Source organism: Bacillus cereus group sp. N11, assembly GCF_016483605.1.
GTDB lineage: Bacteria > Bacillota > Bacilli > Bacillales > Bacillaceae_G > Bacillus_A > Bacillus_A toyonensis.
In genome coordinates this window covers 11,170-32,582 of the sequence record NZ_JAEHBN010000010.1, presented here as the reverse complement: position 1 = coordinate 32,582, position 21,413 = coordinate 11,170, and the positions used below count along the sequence as shown (strand labels likewise).

Below are 21,413 nucleotides of genomic sequence, written 5' to 3'. Positions count from 1 at the left end.
TAGACAATCGATTAATATGCTTACAATAAAAACTATTCTCTCTACACATTCTTCTATTTTGAGAACGTATAATAAGTAGAGAACAAAGTAAAAAACCTCTTATTAATAAGAGGTTTTTTACTTTGTTCTTGCTATTCAGCATCTGTATTTTGATACGCCATCTTAAACAACTTCACTTGGCTATCAATCTCCTCTGCACCACTATTAATAACATAATAGTAGTCACCGTCTTTATTTTGTTCGCGTGTTTTCACATTATCTGCTAAAGTAAGCTGTAAAATCGCCTTTATTCTTGCTTTCATTTCAATATCTAGAATTGGGAAGGATATTTCTACTCGTTTCTCCATATTTCGCGTCATCCAATCAGCTGAAGATAAATATATTTTCTCCTCTCCATTATGATGGAAATAATAAATACGGCTATGTTCTAGATATCTTCCTACAACACTAACTACACGAATATTTTCACTTACATTTGGAATACCAGGTCTTAAACAACATGTTCCTCGAACGATGAGCTCTACCTTTACTCCCGCTTGTGATGCTTCATACATTTTTTTTATTAATGGTTTATCCGTTAGTGAATTCATCTTAGCGATAATATAGCCATTTCCATATTGCCTATGATAACGAATTTCTTCATCTATTAAATCCATAAATTGCTTTCTTATATCAAATGGTGCAACTGATAAATGGTGAAAATGCGGTTTCGTTGTATAACCACTTAAATAATTAAAGAAATTTGTTGCATCGACCCCAAAGTCTTTTCGTGATGTAATATAGCCAAAATCGGTATATAGCTTTGCTGTTGCATCATTATAATTTCCTGTTCCAAGATGTACGAATCTTTCGATTTTTCCGTTTTTTCTTCTTACAACTAGCGTAATTTTACTATGCGTTTTCAAGTGACTTACACCGTAAATAACGTGACACCCCGCCTGTTCTAATTCTTTAGCCCAATGAACATTATTCTCTTCATCAAACCTTGCTTTTAACTCCACCAACACTGTGACTTGTTTTCCTTTTTCAGCTGCTACTTTTAGTGCCTGAATAATCGGAGAATCACCACTTACTCGATATAATGTTTGTTTAATCGCAAGTACATTCGGATCGTCTGCCGCATCACGGACAAAATCAACTACTGGCTGAAACGATTCAAAAGGATGATGTAATAAAATATCATGCTCAATCGCCTTTTCAAATACATCTTCCTCATCACCTAAGTCTTGAGGTGGTTGCGGAATAAGGGCTGGATAAATGAGATGTTCATATAATGGTGCTAATTTTTTATATAAAGAGAATAAACATGTTAAATCTAACGGTCCATCCATTATATATACATCTTCATCTTTTACTTCCAACACCTCGTATAATAATGTTAATACTCTTTCATCAATGTGTTCTTTGCCAACTTCTAAACGTACAGCAGCTCCCCACTTACGCTTTTTCAACTCTTTTTCAATTACCTTTAATAAATCCCTCGCACCCTCTTCATGAATTGTTAAATCCGCATTACGTGTAATACGGAAACGAGTAACAGATGATACTTTATATCCTGTGAATAATTTATGAGTAAAACTACTAATTACGTCTTCTAATAAAATAAATTTATGCTTTTGCCCTTCACTCGGTAAAAATATGAAGCGTTCAAGTAATGAAGGAACTTGCACAATTCCTAACTTCGTACGGTTTTCTTCCTCCACTTGCTTCTCATCATATAAAAGAGTAGCTAAGTTCAAACTTTTATTTAATAACATCGGAAATGGACGGTATGCATCGATAGCTACAGGCGTTAAAACCGGAAAAATTTGCTCATCAAAATAATCTTCTATAAATTCTCTCTGTTCTTTCGTCAAATCATGGAATGTTAAACGCTCAATCCCCTCTAATTCAAGCGCTGGCAATACATAATTTTTAAACGTATCATATTGTACGGTCATTAATTCATGGGCTTTTATCGCAATTTTATTTAATTGTTTTTTTGGTGTTAAGCCAGCTTTATTTTCTGGTTGATTAAACCCAGCACTCACTTGATCTTTCAAACCCGCTACACGTACCATAAAGAATTCATCTAAATTCGAGCTAAAAATACTAATAAACTTTAATCTTTCCAAGAGTGGATTATTTTCATCTTGCGCTTCTTGTAGTACACGTTCATTAAATGCTAACCAACTTAGCTCTCGGTTATTATAATATGCTGTATCATTTAAATTTACGATGTTCCCCTTCAACAATTCCATTCTCTTCACACTTCCCCTTGAAACTTTTTTACTATAATTTAGTTACTTTTATTTTAGCAAATTACAATATTATAAAGTGTAAATTTTTTGTAAAGACATCCGTACAACCTAACATTTTCATTCAAATGACAAGTTAATATTCGTTTTTAACACTCTTTCTAGCTGCTTTTTTTGTTTTTCAGCTTGTACTTTTTCTGCTAATGCCGATTGCTCACATAAAATTCTAAACGTTAATCCTTCTTTATTTTCTGTTATGGATATCGTATCAACAAGCGATCTTTGTCTTACATTTAAAGCAGCTGAAAATTGTAAAACAGCCCCTAATAGGCGGATTTTTTTTTGTTCGCTTTTATCAAACCAACCTTCAAATGGAGATAAATGTTGTTTAAATAGCATTTTTGATTTATAAGATGCAATAAGCGCTAACCTCACTCGATCTTTATGCATCATGCCATCAATTGTTTTATTCGCCAATAAATAAAACGTGTGTAAACGACTCGCTTCTTCGTCTATATATTTTCCAATGTTAAATACTTTCGCTGCTTGATGGAATGCTTCCCAGTCTTTTATCGAAACAGAAATCAGTCCTATTTCTTCGAGTTGTTTACAAATCAATCTTCCATGTTTAATAAGTTGAATGACAAATTCCATATCCATTTCATATTCGCGTGATAACAAATGTAAGCTTTCTTCAACTACATTCGGATAATATGAAATCCCTAAATCTTTCGTCAACTCTTCATAGAAAACACCTTCTCTTAATCCTTTTTTGCTTAATACAAATGCCGTTGCTTCTATAATATTTACAAGTTTATGAAATACTTCAACCGCTGGAATAATTGTATCAGCTCGATCTTTTGCCAATCCTTCCATTTTCTGAAGTTCGATAAACGATTGTTTTTCTAATGTACCTTTTACATTTTCAATATCTTCTTCTTTCATTTTGTATAAATGTACTCCCGCTATAGGATAGTTTATTAAATTTTGGTGGATTTTTGCTAAGTTTCTCGCACTACCACCAATTGCAATAAGAGGCAATTTCTTATCAATTAACCATGGTAACGTTCGAAATTGACACTCTAAATACTCTCGAATTTCCTCTAATTCATCTTTAGTAGGAATATCACCTTTAATAAATAGATGTTTTAAAGAAAGCGCACCAAAAGGAAAACTATGGTACTCTAAAATCTCTCTATTTTTAATATATGTAACTTCCGTACTTCCGCCACCAATATCTACTGTTATTCCTTCCGAAAACGAAGTAGAATTCATAACTGCTAAATAGCCGTAACGTGCTTCCTCATATTCTGATAACACTCTAAGAGTAAAGTCTGTTTGTCCTTCAACAAGTTTTTTAATCTCCTCTTGATTCTCAGCCTGTCTAATTGTTGCCGTTGCAACACAAAGTACATGATGCAGCTGATGGAATTTTGTACTTTCTTGAAATTGAAATAATGTTTGTAACAATACTTCTTTACCTTCTTCATTCAAAACACCATCGATTAAATAATTTCTTAACCGAGCAACCACTTTCGTATTTTCAATTTCTTTATAAAAACCTCCATTTTGCTTTTCATAAATAACTAAACGCATTGTATTAGATCCAATATCTATAATGGCATATTGTTGTTTTAATAGTTCTTTCAAACTTCTCACTCTTTCATTATCAAATTTCAAAACACATTCTATTACTATTATACAAAATAGTTGTTTTTTGTAACAATATTGCTTTAATATTGAAAATGTATACAATCACTTTTTGCATATAATAAAAACCTCTTTTATTTATGTTATAATAATGAAAAATTGAAAGGAGATTCAATATGAAACCTTCACAACCACAATCTCAATTACAAAACCAACATCCTATTAATCGACTAGCTCAATCTATTTTCGTTGTGAATCGTCATGCCAAAGCTGCAACTAACCCTAAATATTTATACTGGTTAAAAAAGACAGCTTTAGAGCGTTTAATCGCCGAAAAAAAAGCAATTAAAGAAGGATTACATTTCTCTAGAAATCCACGTTTTAGCCAACAACAATCTGATGTTCTTATACGGTTAGGCGATTATTATTTCCACATCCCTCCTACGAAAGAAGATTTTCGAAACCTACCACATCTTGGTCATCTTGAATCCTCCTACCGAAACCCGAAAACAACCTTGTCTTTAACAGTTTCCAAAAAAACACTACAAGATTATATTGGTCCTGAAGCACTGAAACAAGAAAAAAAATTAAGTGAACCTGTTCCATGGTATAGCCGCACTTATACAAAAAAATAAAACAGTTTGGCCTATGTTTGGCCAAACTGTTTTATTTTTTCTCTTCTTTAATTTTAATATTGGCTTGCTTGTAAAATGCAACTTTTTCTGTATTATAAGATTTCGTGAATTCATTAAACTTATCTTTTTCTGACTCAATATCCTTATACGATTGATTTACTACTTTAACTTTCTCACTAATATCTTTTAATTTTGTACCTTTATCTTGTAACATTGTATATAATTCTTTTTCTTGTTTTAACGATTTATTATAGCTGTCATACATTTTGTTAAATGAATCATGTCGTTTCTCATATGTGCTTTTCACTTTATCCGCTTGCTCTTTCAATTTCTTATCTTCAATTTTCTTCACATATTTATCTGCTGATTTCACTTCTTCTTGCGCCTTATTTAAAGATTCTTTTTCTTTTTTAAGCACTTTTTCTCGTTCATCTGTATTTTTCACTGCTTGGTTCAGTTTTTCCTTAACAGTTTGATTATTATCTTTTCCTTCTTGAACAATCTGGTTATATAATTCTTGTCCCTCTTTTTCTAAAGTTTCAAGTTTCTTTGCATCTTCAAACATTGTTTTTTCTTGCTTGGCAGCATTTTCAAATGCTACATATAATTCCTCTTCTGGTTTTGGCCCGAAACAACCCGCTAATAAAACCATTGATAATGTGGCTACAATTGCTAATTTACTATATTTCAACATCTTTTCCTCCTACTTATAAACGATCCTTGTGTAAAAAAGCTATAAAAATCATATAATCCTTCTATACACTTCACACTCGCATCTTTTTTACGAAGATCATCAGTATTGTTTATCATGCTTGTACACATTTATTACTTGAAATTATTTTTCACGTTATTCTCTTTGAATTATGTAGCAGTTTCATGTCCATCTACTAAGTATATTTCACTTTGCACTTTTCATTCTCTACTCACACTATGTATTACCTTAAAATACAATGGAATTCACCAGAGCCATAATAATTAGAAGAACAACTATAATAATTCACCTGATAAAAGATGATTGTCGATCTCTCACATCTATCATTCCCTTTCCGCTTTCTATCAAATAATCTCTTTGTTCATTTTACACAGTACAAATACTACCTCGCAACAACTTACAAATATTCTTTTCCTTTCCTAAAAAGGAAAAGTGTAGAGCATGTTTTCCTCTACACTTTTAAAATGAAACACATTGTGCAAATGCATTGACACATCCATCATAATTATATGCCTATTTCATATATTTTTAAAGACTTTTATTACAATAAAAGTTGTTTTTGTAATAAAAGTCAAAAAAATGTTACAATCCGAATTTCTTCATATCATATTTCTTCAACTCAAAGTTTTACTCATTGTCTTTCAAATTTCTATACTGGTACAATTGATTCTGTGCCTTTCTTAACAATTCTTCAAAAGTTTTCCCTTCTACTGGATAACTAGCAGCCCCAAGTAATAGCGTCACACTTAATAAACCACTTTCTATTTCACTTTCAATATTTTTCATTAATCGTCGTGTTATTGTTGATTTTTCATGACCATTATCAATCGCTACAATAACATATTTATTTTCATCCCATTTTGTAACGACATCACCTTTTCGAATCGTCTTTACAATAGTAGACTCCACTCTCTGTACTAACGCTTCCAACTTTTTTTCTTGCACTGTTTCCTTTAATCCCTCCCATTCTTTAACGGAAAGAATGTACACTGTAATATTGCGAGAATCTCGTTCAGATAAAGCAGCTACTTTTTCAAAAAAATCAACAACAAAATCATTACTTGCCATTCCCCCTACTTCCATATTCATACGTCCGTTTTCTCTTTTATCGTACCAATGGCCAAAGTAACAACTTAGCAACAGTTGCAAAATATAAATAATAAAGACAGTATAAAATGATCGCGAATCTAATTTTGCAATTACATCCTGAAGCGCAATCCATTCCGTAACAGCAACAGTATTCCCTAGTAATAATCCACTAATCTTCCCTTTATGTTTCATACTTCCTCTCCTTTCTATACCAATATATGTTTCTATAACAATAATGTTTTTCTACCAAATAAAAAATGTACATATTCTATGTACATTTCCGCTAGAGCTTGTATTCCTTTTTTATTCTATTTCATATATATACTATATATCGTTTATAGAAAGGAGTGACCTATATGCTACAAAAAGAAAATCTATCAGATGCTATACGTTTACTAGCTGGTTTTTTGTTATCATTAAAGCTACTATTTACCTCTTTCGGAATAAACTTTATTACGAACGATCAAATCGACGCTATTGTAAATGTTATTTCATTTCTATTCATTCTATATTTTGGTTATAAAAATAACTATGTAGGAAAAAAAGGAATCGAACAAAAGAAAATACTCAAGAAGCACAACCTCCATTAAAAAAGGAACCTTTCGCACAGGTTCCTTTTTATCATTGCCGCACCACAACTTCATTTGTTTGCAAGGGGCCATATGAGACTGCTTTATGTTGAAATGTGTATGTAGCCTTAAACAATGCAGTTTTAACCGCTTTATCTTTATTTGCTTTTAATTTACAACTTAGTTCCACCTTCTCGTTCGGCAATAAATTATCGATTCTCCACCTTACAAGCTGGAATAAAAACTCGCTCATCCCCTTATTAACCTGCAGAGAATTCGGAATATACGAAAAGTAATCTCTAATCATATGACTTACAACGACTCGTGAAATCACTTCAATTCCTTTATTTTCAACTTCAATTCGCATAATAAGTATGTCGTTTACATCATAGATTAGTTCATATGAAAATTTTTCTTCATACATACTACGGATTTGTAATGTAACTGCTACATTAGGAAGTTCGCCTTCCTTTTTTGAGCCATCAATCCACAATACCGGCTGTAACGGTATTGTATCCCTTCCTTGATCCGAAATTCGCTTCCATATTTTCATAATATATATTCACCTCATTTCAGATGTACCATCCATACAATTCTATTCTTTCGCTTTACACAATAAACTACAAAAATGATGAACGCTTGTTACAAACGATATTTAATAGTTCCCTTCCTTTTATCCTATTCGACAATATAAAGAAAAAACCATTTTTCAACTGTTAACAGGAAGTATTCTTACTGAAATATTTTTTACAATTTACTTCATTGACTTTATAACAATATTCAGTATTGCTCACTCTTTTTCTTTCCATACAAAAGGATATTTTGGTGAAAGAAAAAGTTTGCCTTTTAGTCAAATTTGACTATAATATTCTTTATGGCATGTCAGTGCACTTATGTAAGAGAATTTAAGAGGAACTATGCTTTAGATTTTTATGCGTTGCATTTAAAACTTAATATAGTTTACTTATTATTAAAGGAGGGGCATATTTGGAAACTCAACTATCAAAAAAAGACTCCAACAATACAAAGTTTGTTGTTGCTGGTTTACTACTTGGTATTTTAATGGCAGCAATGGATAATACAATTGTTGCAACCGCAATGGCGACGATTGTCGGAGACTTAGGAGGATTTGACAAGTTTGTTTGGGTCACATCGGCATATATGGTAGCAACAATGGCAGGGATGCCTATTTTCGGAAAACTTTCTGATATGTACGGACGGAAACGTTTTTATATTGGTGGACTCATTCTTTTCTTATTCGGTTCTGCACTTTGCGGGACAGCATCTAGTATTGAACAATTAAGTATTTATAGAGCAATTCAAGGTATTGGTGGTGGCGCCCTTATGCCTATCGCCTTCACAATTATGTATGACATATTCCCGCCAGAAAAACGTGGGAAAATGACAGGGCTATTCGGTGCAGTTTTCGGGACATCAAGTGTATTTGGACCTTTATTAGGTGCCTATATTACGGACTATATAAGTTGGCATTGGGTCTTCTATATTAATATTCCATTAGGGCTTATCTCCTTCTTCTTCATTACTAAATACTACAGTGAATCTCTAGAATTTAGAAAACAAAAAATTGATTGGGCTGGTGCTATTACACTTGTCATTAGTATTATTTGCTTAATGTTCGCACTAGAACTTGGTGGTAAAACGTATGCATGGGACTCTAATGTAATTATCGGTTTATTTGCAACTGTTGTTATTATGCTTATTATTTTCTTCTTCGTAGAACGAAAAGCAACTGAGCCTATCATTTCTTTCCATCTATTTAAAAAACCTTTATTTGCAGCTAGCCAAGGCGTTGCCTTTTTCTATGGTGCTGCTTTTATCATCTGTACAGTTTATATCCCAATCTTCGTTCAAGGTGTTCTCGGAGGTTCAGCCTCAAATGCTGGATTAATTTTAACACCAATGATGGTCGGCTCTGTAATCGGAAGTCAAACAGGTGGACAGTTAGCTTCACGAACAAGCTATCGTAACATTATGATGGTATCTGGCGTTTTCTTCGTTCTTGGTATTTATTTACTAAGCACCTTAACAATGGACACACCTCGTATGCTCGTAACGCTATTTATGGTTCTCGCTGGACTTGGGGTTGGTTTCTCATTCTCAGTTTTAAGTATGTCTTCTATCCATAAATTAGAAATGAGAGACCGTGGTTCTGCTACATCAACAAACTCATTCTTCCGTTCACTCGGTATGACTCTTGGTGTAACGATTTTCGGTACAATTCAAAATCATATTTTTATTAATAAATTAAACACTGTGTTCCCTCCTGAACTTGCAAAATTAGCTCCAAAAGGTGGAGACACAAGTTTCTTATTATCACCAGGTGCTACCGAGAAGATTCCAGCAGAAATATTAACTGGTATTAAAGAAGCTCTCGCTACATCTATTGCCAACACATTCTTCTGGGCACTGATCCCAGCTGTACTAAGTATTATTTGTATTTTACTTATGGGAAATGAACGCCTATTTACAGGACCGAAAGCGAAACAAAAGCAAAAACAAGTAAGTTAGTATAAAAAAAGGAACGGCATATCCCTTTATGAAAAAGGATATGCCGTTTATAATATGTATAAAATCAAACTTTAATTAGTAGGGATACAGTTTTTATGTACAGGAGTTGAGACAGAATGAGCATGAAATTAGTCATTCTCGGCTTGCTACTCGAAGGAGATAAACATCCATATGAAGTGCAGCACATAATGAAAGACAGACAGATGGATTATTATATTAAATATGCAAAAGGATCACTTTATTACGCCTTCGAGCAATTAGAAAAGCAAGGTGCAATTCGCATTACAACTATTGTTCGTGATACGAATAGACCAGATAAAACAATCTTTCATATAACAGAGGAAGGTAAACAACTATTTCACACGTTACTCTTAAAACAGTTCGAAGCAAAAAACCAAATATATAAACCAATTTATTCAGCACTTTCTTTCACTCATTTTGGTGATGATCAAGAATTGGTTCCAATTTTAGAAAAAAAGAAACATGATACCGTTCAATATTTACATAAAATGCAAACTATATATGATTGCAGTAAAGGAAAAATTCCACGTGCACAACTATATATTTTACAAAGTGTTATTGAGCATATTACCGTTGAATTACAATGGTTAAGCACCCTCCTTAACGATGCCATTGCAGGACGACTTTCAAAATTTGATGTAGATGAAAATTGAGCGAGTAAAGAAGACGTTCCCTCTTCTTTACTCGCTCAATTTTTCTATATTTTCACATTCCATTATATATCATTAATCTGAAAAACACTTAAATTATTCAGAATATTAAGAAATAAAACCTTTAGAATTTTCTTATTTTAAAACAGTAGACAAAATTCCAAAAATTGTGTTAGAATTTGTTTCAATATCATATCGCTTGTTAAATTCCTTTCAAAAGGAAAATAGGTACACGAAAATTTCGTTTCGTGTTTAAAAGGGAAGCTTGGTGAAACTCCAACACGGTCCCGCCACTGTAAATGCTGAGATTTCTTTGTTAGTGCCACTGTGAGAACGGGAAGGTGAAAGAAATTATATGAAGCATAAGTCAGGAGACCTGCCTGTTTTAACAACACTGATAGATTCACGGATGATGATGAGGTGTTAAAACAAAAAGGAAGGCTTATTTTCTATGTCTTTGTACTTTTTGTTATAAGTATTTCCTAGTAAACGGAAATGCTTACTTTCAATTAGGGAGGAATTTAAAATGGCAATTCAAACAAGTAACTTAGGTTATCCACGTATCGGACTACAACGAGAATGGAAAAAAACATTGGAAGCTTTTTGGTCCAATAAAATTGATGAAGAACAATTTTTAACAACGATGAAAGAAATTCGCCTTCAACACGTAAAAGTACAGCAAGAAAAAGGAATTGAACTCATTCCAGTCGGCGATTTTACATATTATGATCACGTTCTGGATACTGCTTATATGTTAGGTTTTATCCCGTCACGTTTTTCTGAGTTTACATCTTACCTTGATGTATATTTTGCAATGGCGCGTGGCTCTAAAGATCACGTAGCTTCCGAAATGACTAAATGGTTTAACACAAACTATCATTATATTGTTCCTGAATATGAAGAGGGATTACAAATCTCTTTAAAAGATAATCGTCCACTTCGCTTATACGAAGAGGCAAAACAAGAATTAGGCGTAGATGGAAAGCCTGTTATTTTAGGACCATATACTTTCTTAAAATTAGCAAAAGGCTATAAACAAGATCAATTTGCTACTATTTTAAAACAGTTAGTTACACCTTACGTACAACTACTTTCAGAACTACATGCGGCTGGTGCACAAATCATTCAAGTTGATGAACCGATTTTCGCTTCTTTAACTAAAGAAGAAATTCAGCATGCGAAAGAAATTTATGAAACTATTCGTAAAGAAGTTCCAAACGCGAATCTTCTTTTACAAACATATTTTGATAGTGTAGAAGAAAACTATGAAGAAATTATTACATTCCCTGTATCTAGTGTTGGTTTAGATTTCGTTCACGGTAAAGAAGGTAATTTAAATGCTATTGCGAAATACGGATTCCCAGCTGACAAAACTTTAGCAGTCGGTTGTATAGATGGCCGTAACATTTGGAGAGCGGACCTTGATGAAATTCTTACGTTATTTACAACGTTACAAAAACAAGTCCAAACAAAAGATTTCATCGTTCAGCCTTCTTGTAGTTTATTGCATTCACCAATTGATAAAACCGAAGAAACTCACTTATCGACTGAACTATTTGATGCGCTAGCATTTGCAAACCAAAAATTAGAAGAACTAGTTCTTATTCATTCTGCTTTGACTCAAGGTACAGAAAGCATTAGTAACGAACTTGAAACATATCGCAATGCGCACCATACAATACGTTCATCTGCTGCACGTAACCGAGAAGATGTCAAAGCAGCACGAACAGCACTAAAAGAAGAAGATTTTTCACGCCCTCTTCCATTTGAAAAACGATTCGAATTACAACAAGTTGCTCTGCAGTTACCGTTGTTACCAACAACAACTATCGGTAGCTTCCCGCAAACAACTGAAGTTCGTCAAACGCGAAAAGAATGGCGTAACGGCGTTATCTCAAATGAACAATATGAGCAATTTATTGAAAAAGAAACAGAAAAATGGATTCGTTACCAAGAAGAAATCGGTCTTGATGTTCTTGTTCATGGTGAATTTGAAAGAACTGACATGGTCGAATACTTCGGTGAACGTCTTGCTGGTTTCTCCTTCACTAAAAACGGTTGGGTACAATCGTATGGTTCCCGTTGCGTGAAACCACCTGTTATTTATGGTGATGTTGCCTTTATAAATGGAATGACTATTAAAGAAACTGTATACGCACAAAGCTTAACAGAAAAAGTAGTAAAAGGTATGCTAACTGGACCTGTCACTATTTTAAATTGGTCATTCGTTCGAAATGATATTTCAAGAAAAGAAGTTTCCTATCAAATTGCATTAGCACTTCGTCATGAAATTGAATTACTTGAATCGTCTGGAATTAGAGTAATCCAAGTCGATGAGCCAGCGCTTCGTGAAGGAATGCCACTAAAAGAAAAAGATTGGGATGCATATATTACATGGGCAGTTCAATCCTTCCTTTTAGCAACATCTTCTGTAGCCAATGAAACGCAAATTCATACGCACATGTGTTACAGTAACTTCGAAGATATTGTAGATGCTATTCGTGCATTAGATGCGGATGTCATTTCTATCGAAACATCACGTAGTCACGGAGAATTTATTGATACATTAAAACATACAACATATGAAAAAGGGATCGGTCTAGGGGTATACGATATTCATAGCCCACGTGTACCGAGTAAAGATGAAATGTTTGAAATCGTAGAACAATCTTTACAAGTATGTGATCCTAAATATTTCTGGATTAATCCTGACTGTGGTTTAAAAACAAGAAAAACGGAAGAAGTTATTCCAGCTTTAGAACACATGGTGCAAGCAGCAAAAGATGCTCGTTCCCTTTTAAAAACAAATGCATAACAAAAATGGGTTATCCTTCCTTAGGATAACCCATTTTTTATTCTTTACTTTCAAAAAAGAATTCGTATTGTAGTTTATATAACTCATCATCCGTTGGTTCTTCAAGAGGAATTACCTGCAATACAACTGTATACTCACCATTTGGAATAGGAATTTGAAATTTATTTGAAAGAATACTCGTTACAACGATACATTCATTTTTAACTGTAAAAGGAACCGTAACTGTTCTAATTACTTCTTCTTTCTCAATATGTTTTCCACAAGTCACTTTTATTTCACAAGTATAATCAGAAAGTGCTTCAAAAATAACAGTTCCATCCGCCTTAGCATAACCTCTATCAAAATCTTCATCCGTCCAGTCTACGTAAGGCTGTTCACCGTCATAGTTCATCAACATTAATTGTGAATAAGAAATTGTTAACTCCATCGCTCCCCTTCTCCTTCATTATGAAATATGTAACACTACTTCACTTCAAATTTCACACGCGTACCATCTGGATATTTATCTAACTTATTTCCTACCCAAGAACCTGCTCCGCGATTATCCGCTGGACTTATATATTCAATATGCGCCCCTTTTCCGCCTTCTTTACACATCGCCATTGGCCATTCATCACGATCATAGCCTTTTTTTGATGGATATGGAGCTAACGATAATTTCCTTCTATCTCCAGCACCACCACGATCAATTGTACAAACTTCTGAATGTCCTTCTTTTATAGCATCCGTAATATGTTTCCCTGTCTCTGGATATCGCTCTTTCGGAAATTCTAGAACTTGATCATACGCATTCGTTTTTTTGATACTTGTTTCCTCTGGAACAAGTACTTCATACACCGCTACTACAATAGAAAGAATTGCAATAATTGAAATGATAATACCTTTTAATTGCTTCATGTATACCTCCATGATTCTACCAGTTTCTTTTCCTCCGTTATTATAACAAACTTCTCCTGTATATGTTTTCAGACATTATTTTAGCTCTTCTTCGCCATTCCGCCAAAAATCTCTCATTTTTCTTCATCTTTTCACTAATGCTGTAGAAAACTAATAACCTTCCGACATTCTTTTTCAAAGGAAGTCCTCATAAAAAGATTGAAATGATATATACGATACTTTTTGGGGAGGAAATAACATGGAAGCTATCTATAAAACAAAAGATGTCACGAATAAAACAGGCATCCCAAAACATATAGTCCGTAAATATAGCCAACTGTTAGAGGAACATGGGTATATCATTTCAAAAACAGCTGATGCTCGTATTTATAAACTGGATGATTTAAAACTATTGAAATCTATACATGAAAGAGCTGCTAAACTGCAAGAAGATATTTCAGAAACGATACCTATTATTTTAAAAGAAAAAGAGGCCCCGCCTGTACCCGCTATACAAGATAAGCAAGAAATACAAACGAAAGAAAAAGAAGATGGGCGTAACTTTGAGGAGTTCATGTTAAAACTCGAAATGCTCGCTCAATTAAATGAAGCAATTATTCATCAAAATTCTACTCTAATTACACAAAATCGTTTGAAAGATGAAAAATTAGATGAATTGATGCAACAAGTTTATGTAAAAGAAGGCTCTCAAGAAAAAATGCTACAAGAGTTAGTTGATCACGCCGCTCAAACAGATGCCTTGCAAAAAGAAAAGATGGACTTATTAATGAATCATATGTATAAACGAGAATCCAAGCAAGAAGAAAAAATGAATAAACTCGTTAATCAAATTTATAATAAAGACAGTAACCGTGATACACAACTTATGCAAGTTATTCGCGAAATTCAAGAAACAAAAAGAATGGTCGCCGCCTCAAAAGAACAAGGTTTCTTCCATTCATTTAAAAGTTTATTTAGCCGAACAAAACAAGAAAGAACAAACGAATAAACAATATAAAATAAAAAGTTACCTTCCATCGGTAACTTTTATTCCTTATTTCTTACAGCTGGTAATATAATAATCGCTTCAGTACCTTTTCCGCTTTCGCTTTTATATTCCAGTGTACCATTATGCGCTTGTAAAATACTAAATGTCACCATAAGTCCTAATCCTGTCCCTTTTTCTTTTAAAGAATAATACGGTTGTCCAAGCCTTGCTAACTGTTCTTTTGTCATACCAACGCCACTATCTTTAACTCTTATTACGATTGTTTCGTCTTTTTGAACAGCCGTTACTTTTAAATATCCTTTATTTCCTTGAATTGCTTCAATACCATTTTTAACAACATTCATAATAGCTTGCTTCAATTTCGTCTTATCACCAATCGTATAAAGGCTCTCAGAAATCTCAACTTGCAAATATACACCTTGCATCGCTGCAAATGATGACATTAAAGTAGTCATTTCTATAAGTTGCGCGGATAAACAAATGTGTTCTTTTTTCTCAATTTGCGGTCTTGCTAAATTTAAATAATCTGAAATAATTTGTTCCGCCCGATCTAATTCAGCTAATACGAGACGCATATAGTCCTTATTCTTCATTTCTTCCGTACTTTCTAGCAATTGGATAAATCCACGAACAACAGTGAGCGGATTTCGAACCTCATGTGCAACACTTGCTGCTAATTCACTTACGATATTAAGTTTTTCTGATTTTTGCATCTCAGTACGTAGTAATGCGTTTTCATTTAAATATTCCGTTAAATACACCTGAAATACCATAGTCATAACCATAATAAGCGAGGCAAATATAAATCCGCTATATATTTGCGAAATATACGGTGTAAAACCTGTTTCTAACAGCACATTAATTATACCAAATACTAGAAAAACCAACACATAAAATGACGAAATCATAAATGCTAAAATTAGCTTCTTACCCCTTGAAAAAAGAGACCATTTCTTTGATAAGAACAATGGAACTATCAATAGAAATATTACTTCTACAACTGGAAGAATGCTCATTCCTTTTAGTGCCCATTCATATGTAACAAAAATAACTGCTGGGATTAAACCGACAATCCCACCATATAAAAAACCACTGACAATTGGGATTGGGTGAAAGTTATACCCGCAAACATTGTCAAAACAAATAGAATATGTCATGGAGAGAACGAGCGTAACGCTAGATAAAAACATAATAAAGTAACGATTCGGCTTCGGAGGCATTTCTTGATAGCGATTTAAACGAATCGCTTCATATAAAAATAATGGCAAAATAATGATGGCAATTTGGATCAATAAATCACGGATAAGCTCCATAGCCTCTCATCCCCTATATGTATTTTGATATGATTATATCATTTTATTAGTGTATTTGTTTTAAAATTTTGATTTTTCTTAACATATTTGTTAATTCTTTGTTAACAACACATGTTAATTGTTACAGATTTTCGAAATGATTGTAAACCCTGTACCAAATTTCCTTCATGCAGTATACAATGAATACGGATTACAAAGAAAATATAAAAAATACTTCACTAGACGGACAACTATAGTAAAATACAGCATATAATCCATACTATCTATGTTTACAAATAAGTGATCATTACTTTAGTAGGAGGAAGATAAATATGGCAGGTACTACGCTTGTTTTAAAAGAAGAAAATTTGGTAGTTCTAGAAAATGTTGAAAAATCAGTGTATGAGGAATTACAGCATAAAACAGGAGAAGCAGATTGCACATGTGCTGTGAACGAATCAGTTGTTCACCTTGGCAAAGTATCCTCTGTACTTTGGAATGAAGATGAAATAGATTGGGAATACGGATACTAAAAAGTCGCTTATAGCGGCTTTTTTTCTGTTCTCTCTTTCTAAATTTCATATACAAAGCGCAATCATAGAAAGTATGATAAAATGAACTTAATTTTCAAACGGAAGAAAGGGAGATACAATGGAACAATTCATTAATCCTAGAGTAAAGGACATCCAAATTTCTGGAATCCGCCAATTCTCTAATATGATTCAAAACTATGATAATCTTATCTCTTTAACAATTGGGCAACCCGATTTCCCTACACCTTCTCTCGTAAAAGAAGCGGCAAAACGGGCCATTACAGAAAATTATACAAGCTACACACATAACGCTGGTTTACTAGAATTACGAAAGGCTGCTTGTAACTTTGTAAAAGATAACTACGATTTACATTATTCAGCTGAAAACGAAACCATCGTTACAATCGGTGCTAGTGAAGCAATTGACGTTGCATTCCGAACGATTTTAGAGCCCGGGACAGAAGTAATTTTGCCTGCTCCTATTTATCCAGGTTACGAGCCTATTATTCAACTATGCGGCGCAACGCCAATTTTTGTAGATGTTCGTGAAACTGGATTTCGTTTAACTGCTGCAGCACTAGAAAATGCTATTACAGAAAAAACGAGATGCGTCGTACTGCCATATCCTTCTAATCCAACTGGTGTAACTTTATCAAAAGAAGAATTAAAAGATATTGTATCAGTCTTAAAAGATAAAAATATTTTTGTTCTTTCAGATGAAATTTACAGCGAACTTGTATACGAAGAAAAACACACATCTATCGCCCATTTCCCAGAAATGCGTGAAAAGACGATCGTCATTAACGGTTTATCTAAATCACATTCTATGACTGGCTGGCGTGTTGGACTTTTATTCGCACCAAACTATTTAGCAGGACATATTTTAAAAGTTCATCAATACAATGTAACATGTGCTACTTCAATCGCCCAATATGCCGCAATCGAAGCATTAACTGCCGCTAAAGACGCACCGAAGATGATGCGCCACCAATACAAAAAACGCCGTGATTACGTATATAATAGACTCACTCAAATGGGGCTAACAGTTGAAAAACCAACAGGTGCATTTTACTTATTCCCATATGTTGGCCATTTAACATCTTCATCATTTGATTTTGCACTTGATCTAGTAAAAGAAGCTGGACTAGCCATCGTTCCTGGAACAGCATTTTCTGAGTATGGTGAAGGTTATCTTCGCCTTTCCTATGCATATAGTATCGAAACTTTAAAAGAAGGCTGTGATCGTTTAGAAGCCTTTCTACAAAAAAAAGCTAAGAGTTAAACTCCTAGCTTTTTTTATGCATAATGATCACATGTTTGACGCTTCAATAATTTATGCGGAATAATGATACACTTGGCAGTAGATTCAGCATTCTCCACTTTATCAACTAAAGCTTTTGCTGCTTCATATCCTAACTGATATATATTCACATCAACTGTTGAAAGCGGCGGACTCGCAATTTCTGATAATAAAGCATTATTAAAGCTTACAATTGAAACGTCTTTCGGTACAACGAATCCTTTTTTAGAAAGCGCACTTAACACACCAAGTCCAATTAAATCATCCGTAGCTATAATTGCTGTCGGTGGTTGTTTTAGTCCCATTAACTCTTCAACAGCTTGTTGACCACTTTCCCTTGAAAAATCAAAATGTAAAATATACTCTTTCGGTAATACAATGTCTGCTAATTTTAAAGCATCACTCATACCTGCTAAACGATCTCTTGTTACAAGTAAATCTGAGCCACCACCAATGAACGCGACCTGTTTATGTCCTAGTGAAATTAAATATTCTGCCACTTCTCTTGCAGCTGTATAATTGTCATTATCTACATATGTGATTTCATCTTTTCGATCATATGGTTTTCCAATTAAAACAAACGGGAAGTTTTGGTCATGCAAGTATTGAATAATCCGATCGTTCTCTCTTGAATATAAAAGAATAATACCACCAATTTGACGCCCTTGTACCATTTTTACAACACCATTAAAAATTTCATCTTCCGTTTCACCTGTCGACATATAAAGTGCATACCCTTCCACATGTGCAAATGAACTAATTCCTCTTATAACTTCCGGGAAAAACGGATTTTGAAAAGCTTTACTTGCAGAGCTTGGCATAACAAGACCAAGTGTCTTCGTCGTTTGGTTCGCAAGGTTTCTTGCATTTAAATTTGGATGATATCCTAATTCACTCATTACTTTTCGAACACGGCGCTTTGTCTTTTCACTTATACTTGGATTATCAGCAATTACACGAGAAACAGTTGATGGTGCTACGTTCGCCTTCTTCGCCACATCTTTAATTGTAACTGTCATAAAAAATCCCCTCCTCTCACTTCTCTGCCATTTTTCATATATTTTATCTTGCACTCGTTGCAAGTCATAGGAGAAGTCATAAACTTTCATTTATTTATTTTATCTTGCAAAACTTATCATATTCTCCCTCTCCATGTATTGTAAGGGATATAGCTCTTTTTTCCTATACTATAATATACTATTTATTTCACTTATTTTCACATGTGATGTCAAATCTCTTTTCATCTCCCTATAAAGCTTTTTATAGGGAGATGAAAAGAAAAATGGGACGTAATGTCCCATTTTTCATCCTTTCGTACCTCCAGCTGTTAAACCAGAGATAAAGTATTTTTGTAGTGATAGGAATAAAATTGAAATTGGGATTGCAATTAATACTGAACCCGCTGCAAACGTCGTAAATTCATTACCAAATTTCTTCGCTACCATTTCATATAATCCAACTGCTAAAGTATAATTTTCTGGTGTGCGCAAAATGATACTCGCTAAAATGAAATCTGTAAATGGACCGATGAAAGTGAATAACGCTACAACCGCTACGATTGGCTTTGCAAGCGGCATAATGATTTGCCAAAAAATACGAAAATGCCCTGCTCCATCCATACGAGCTGACTCATCCAATTCTTTCGGAATCGTATCAAAATACCCTTTCATAAGCCATGTATTCATAGGGATTGCCCCGCCTACATAAATTAAAATTAATGCAAGGTGTGTATCAATTAATCCTGTTAACTGCGCTAATACGTATAGAGCGATTAACGCTGCAAAGTTCGGAATCATTTGCAGAATTAAAAATGTTAGTAAGCCATTTTTTCTTCCAACAAAACGGTATCTCGAAAATGCATAAGCAGTAAAACTAATTGCTAACACTGAGAAAATCATCGTTAAAACACTTACTTTTAATGTGTTTTTATACCATAGTAAGTAATTACTATTCTCTAGATCTAATAACTTACGATAATGATCTAACGTTGCATTTTGCGGAATAATACTTGATCCAGATAAACTATCACCCGGATTAAACGATGAGCCAATAATCCATAATAATGGATAGAAAATTATGGCACACATTACAAAAATAACGAAATAGCTTAATGAGAGACGTAACATCTTCTGTCTTTTAATATTCATTTACATCATATCCTCTTCTTGGAATGATTTTGTTCTCTTAAATTGCCATAACGCAACTGTAATAACGATTAACGATAAAATCATTGTAAGAGCTGCTGCTTTCCCGTACTGCGCTGAAGTCATCGTCAACTTATAAATCCATGAAATTAAAATATCTGTTCCACCTGCATCTTGTCCAGCTACAGCAGGACCTCCGCCGTTAAATAGATAGATAATACTAAAGTTATTAAAGTTAAACGTATATTGCGTAATTAATATTGGTGCTGTTGCATATAAAACAAGTGGCAATGTAATTTTACGAAACTGTTGCCAAGCTGTCGCTCCATCTACTGTAGCCGCTTCATATAATTCTCCTGGAATCGATTGCAAAATACCTGTTGTCATTGCAAAGACGAATGGGAACCCAAGCCACGTTTGAATCATAATTAAAGCTATCTTCGCCCAAAATGGATCTGTCATCCAAGCTATCTTTTCAATTCCGAATAACGCCAATACTTGATTGTTAATTGCTCCAAATGTCTCATTAAACATACCAGAGAAAACAAGAATAGATACGAATGCTGGAACAGCCCACGGTAAAATGAAGATTGTTCGAATAATTGCCTTCCCTTTAATACCAGGCTGATTTACGATAATCGCTAAAAAAATACCGAGTGCAACTTGTAATGTCGTTGCAACGAATGTCCAAATGACCGTCCAAGAGAATACACTTAAAAATGTCTCTCTCCACATCGGTAGTGTGAAAATATCAATAAAGTTTTTAAAGCCCACCCAATCTACTAATTTAGCTGGAGGAGAATGATATAAATCATAGTTCGTAAATCCAATTAAAATTACGAAAATGATTGGAAATACAACAACAAAGATAAGTAGTAGAAAACCTGGCGAAACCATTAAATACGGAAAGCCTTGATCTAATAAATTACGGTATTGCTCTTTTACAGAGTTTAAAGGTGTTCCGATATCACGTTTCTTTCCATTTTGATACGCATCATATAAATTAAATGCATATATTCCGAGTCCAAACCCGATAACGATAAGTGCTAAGATCCCTTCCACTAATAGAAAGACAGAATGATCACGTGGAACTTCTGTACCAAGCGTTACAATCCCCCATAATCCCATATTTAATAAATCAGCAAAGGCTACAATAAATGAACCTGTTAATACTAGAAAAATAAGACCTTTTACAAATTGTTTATTATACATTTGGCCCACGCCCGGAATGATTGATAACATGGTTGCCATTTTCCTATGTTTTGAACCGTTCATATCTTTCATTGGTTCCATAGATGTTTGCATATTCCTTCCCCCTTTTTTCTTCCTACTTGGAAGGGAGAGAATTCGTG

The 21,413-nt window shown here is 33.8% G+C and carries 19 protein-coding genes and 1 riboswitch; of the genes, 8 read left to right on the top strand and 11 right to left on the bottom strand.

From position 1 onward, the window contains the following. Window positions 1-131: 131 nt before the first annotated feature. Together JDS98_RS17260 and JDS98_RS17255 are read right to left on the bottom strand one after the other, a co-directional pair. Window positions 132-2,240, bottom strand: coding sequence for a polyphosphate kinase (locus JDS98_RS17260; protein ID WP_016109045.1), 2,109 nt, complete (start codon window positions 2,238-2,240; stop codon window positions 132-134). Between the two features lie 117 nt (window positions 2,241-2,357). Beyond that, window positions 2,358-3,887, bottom strand: a complete 1,530-nt coding sequence (locus tag JDS98_RS17255) for a Ppx/GppA family phosphatase (RefSeq protein ID WP_199634162.1) — start codon at window positions 3,885-3,887, stop codon at window positions 2,358-2,360. A gap of 176 nt (window positions 3,888-4,063) precedes the next feature. On the opposite strand from JDS98_RS17255, the gene JDS98_RS17250 reads away from it, so the two are divergent. After that, a complete protein-coding gene (locus JDS98_RS17250) occupies window positions 4,064-4,522 on the top strand; it encodes a YkyB family protein (RefSeq protein ID WP_000804859.1) in 459 nt (152 codons plus the stop codon). A gap of 31 nt (window positions 4,523-4,553) precedes the next feature. Here JDS98_RS17250 and JDS98_RS17245 read toward each other — a convergent pair whose 3' ends face one another. Beyond that, window positions 4,554-5,216 (bottom strand): YkyA family protein, encoded by a 663-nt coding sequence (locus JDS98_RS17245; RefSeq protein WP_000922477.1) that lies wholly within the window; start codon window positions 5,214-5,216, stop codon window positions 4,554-4,556. A 645-nt stretch (window positions 5,217-5,861) separates the two neighbouring features. Then, window positions 5,862-6,515, bottom strand: a complete 654-nt coding sequence (locus tag JDS98_RS17240) for a diguanylate cyclase domain-containing protein (RefSeq protein ID WP_097956928.1) — start codon at window positions 6,513-6,515, stop codon at window positions 5,862-5,864. Between the two features lie 164 nt (window positions 6,516-6,679). Here JDS98_RS17240 and JDS98_RS17235 point away from each other — a divergent pair, with 164 nt between their 5' ends. Then, window positions 6,680-6,913: an SPP1 phage holin family protein gene (locus JDS98_RS17235; protein WP_000939445.1), complete on the top strand. Its 234-nt coding sequence runs from the start codon at window positions 6,680-6,682 to the stop codon at window positions 6,911-6,913. A gap of 31 nt (window positions 6,914-6,944) precedes the next feature. Here JDS98_RS17235 and JDS98_RS17230 read toward each other — a convergent pair whose 3' ends face one another. Then, entirely contained in the window at window positions 6,945-7,445 is a 501-nt protein-coding gene (locus JDS98_RS17230) for a hypothetical protein (protein WP_000708174.1), read from the bottom strand. Between the two features lie 434 nt (window positions 7,446-7,879). Between JDS98_RS17230 and JDS98_RS17225 the strand changes: the two genes are divergently transcribed. From JDS98_RS17225 to metE, 3 genes are all read left to right on the top strand, one after another. Continuing rightward, the gene (locus JDS98_RS17225; RefSeq protein WP_000449889.1) at window positions 7,880-9,421 is read left to right on the top strand and encodes an MDR family MFS transporter; all 1,542 of its coding nucleotides are present in this window, start codon (window positions 7,880-7,882) and stop codon (window positions 9,419-9,421) included. Window positions 9,422-9,537: 116 nt separating this feature from the next. Further along, on the top strand, window positions 9,538-10,095 hold the full coding sequence (locus JDS98_RS17220; RefSeq protein ID WP_000062055.1) for a PadR family transcriptional regulator: 558 nt from the start codon (window positions 9,538-9,540) through the stop codon (window positions 10,093-10,095). Between the two features lie 206 nt (window positions 10,096-10,301). Further along, a riboswitch (cobalamin riboswitch) is annotated at window positions 10,302-10,490 on the top strand. Between the two features lie 128 nt (window positions 10,491-10,618). Continuing rightward, window positions 10,619-12,907, top strand: a complete 2,289-nt coding sequence (gene metE, locus JDS98_RS17215; protein WP_098137301.1) for a 5-methyltetrahydropteroyltriglutamate--homocysteine S-methyltransferase — start codon at window positions 10,619-10,621, stop codon at window positions 12,905-12,907. 37 nt (window positions 12,908-12,944) lie between these two features. On the opposite strand, the gene JDS98_RS17210 is transcribed toward metE, so the two are convergent. Further along, entirely contained in the window at window positions 12,945-13,334 is a 390-nt protein-coding gene (locus tag JDS98_RS17210; protein WP_098137302.1) for a competence protein ComJ, read from the bottom strand. Between the two features lie 35 nt (window positions 13,335-13,369). Continuing rightward, a complete protein-coding gene (gene nucA, locus JDS98_RS17205; protein ID WP_000811503.1) occupies window positions 13,370-13,804 on the bottom strand; it encodes a DNA-entry nuclease in 435 nt (144 codons plus the stop codon). Between the two features lie 238 nt (window positions 13,805-14,042). Here nucA and JDS98_RS17200 point away from each other — a divergent pair, with 238 nt between their 5' ends. Beyond that, a complete protein-coding gene (locus JDS98_RS17200) occupies window positions 14,043-14,792 on the top strand; it encodes a DUF3967 domain-containing protein (RefSeq protein WP_000387496.1) in 750 nt (249 codons plus the stop codon). Between the two features lie 38 nt (window positions 14,793-14,830). On the opposite strand, the gene JDS98_RS17195 is transcribed toward JDS98_RS17200, so the two are convergent. Continuing rightward, window positions 14,831-16,105: a sensor histidine kinase gene (locus JDS98_RS17195; RefSeq protein WP_000420365.1), complete on the bottom strand. Its 1,275-nt coding sequence runs from the start codon at window positions 16,103-16,105 to the stop codon at window positions 14,831-14,833. Window positions 16,106-16,416: 311 nt separating this feature from the next. Here JDS98_RS17195 and JDS98_RS17190 point away from each other — a divergent pair, with 311 nt between their 5' ends. Both JDS98_RS17190 and JDS98_RS17185 read left to right on the top strand, forming a co-directional pair. Continuing rightward, complete coding sequence (locus JDS98_RS17190; RefSeq protein ID WP_000929282.1) at window positions 16,417-16,617, top strand: hypothetical protein; 201 nt, start codon at window positions 16,417-16,419, stop codon at window positions 16,615-16,617. Between the two features lie 118 nt (window positions 16,618-16,735). Further along, window positions 16,736-17,899, top strand: coding sequence for an aminotransferase A (locus JDS98_RS17185; RefSeq protein WP_097956924.1), 1,164 nt, complete (start codon window positions 16,736-16,738; stop codon window positions 17,897-17,899). 14 nt (window positions 17,900-17,913) lie between these two features. On the opposite strand, the gene malR is transcribed toward JDS98_RS17185, so the two are convergent. The 3 genes from malR to malC form a co-directional block, all read right to left on the bottom strand. Further along, on the bottom strand, window positions 17,914-18,936 hold the full coding sequence (malR, locus tag JDS98_RS17180) for a maltose operon transcriptional repressor MalR (protein WP_000219032.1): 1,023 nt from the start codon (window positions 18,934-18,936) through the stop codon (window positions 17,914-17,916). 285 nt (window positions 18,937-19,221) lie between these two features. Then, window positions 19,222-20,064, bottom strand: coding sequence for a maltosaccharide ABC transporter permease MalD (gene malD / locus JDS98_RS17175; RefSeq protein ID WP_001022595.1), 843 nt, complete (start codon window positions 20,062-20,064; stop codon window positions 19,222-19,224). Next, window positions 20,065-21,366 carry a maltosaccharide ABC transporter permease MalC gene (malC, locus tag JDS98_RS17170; RefSeq protein WP_001195001.1) on the bottom strand — a complete coding sequence of 434 codons (1,302 nt, stop codon included), beginning with the start codon at window positions 21,364-21,366 and terminating at the stop codon, window positions 20,065-20,067. Between the last annotated feature and the right edge of the window lie 47 nt (window positions 21,367-21,413).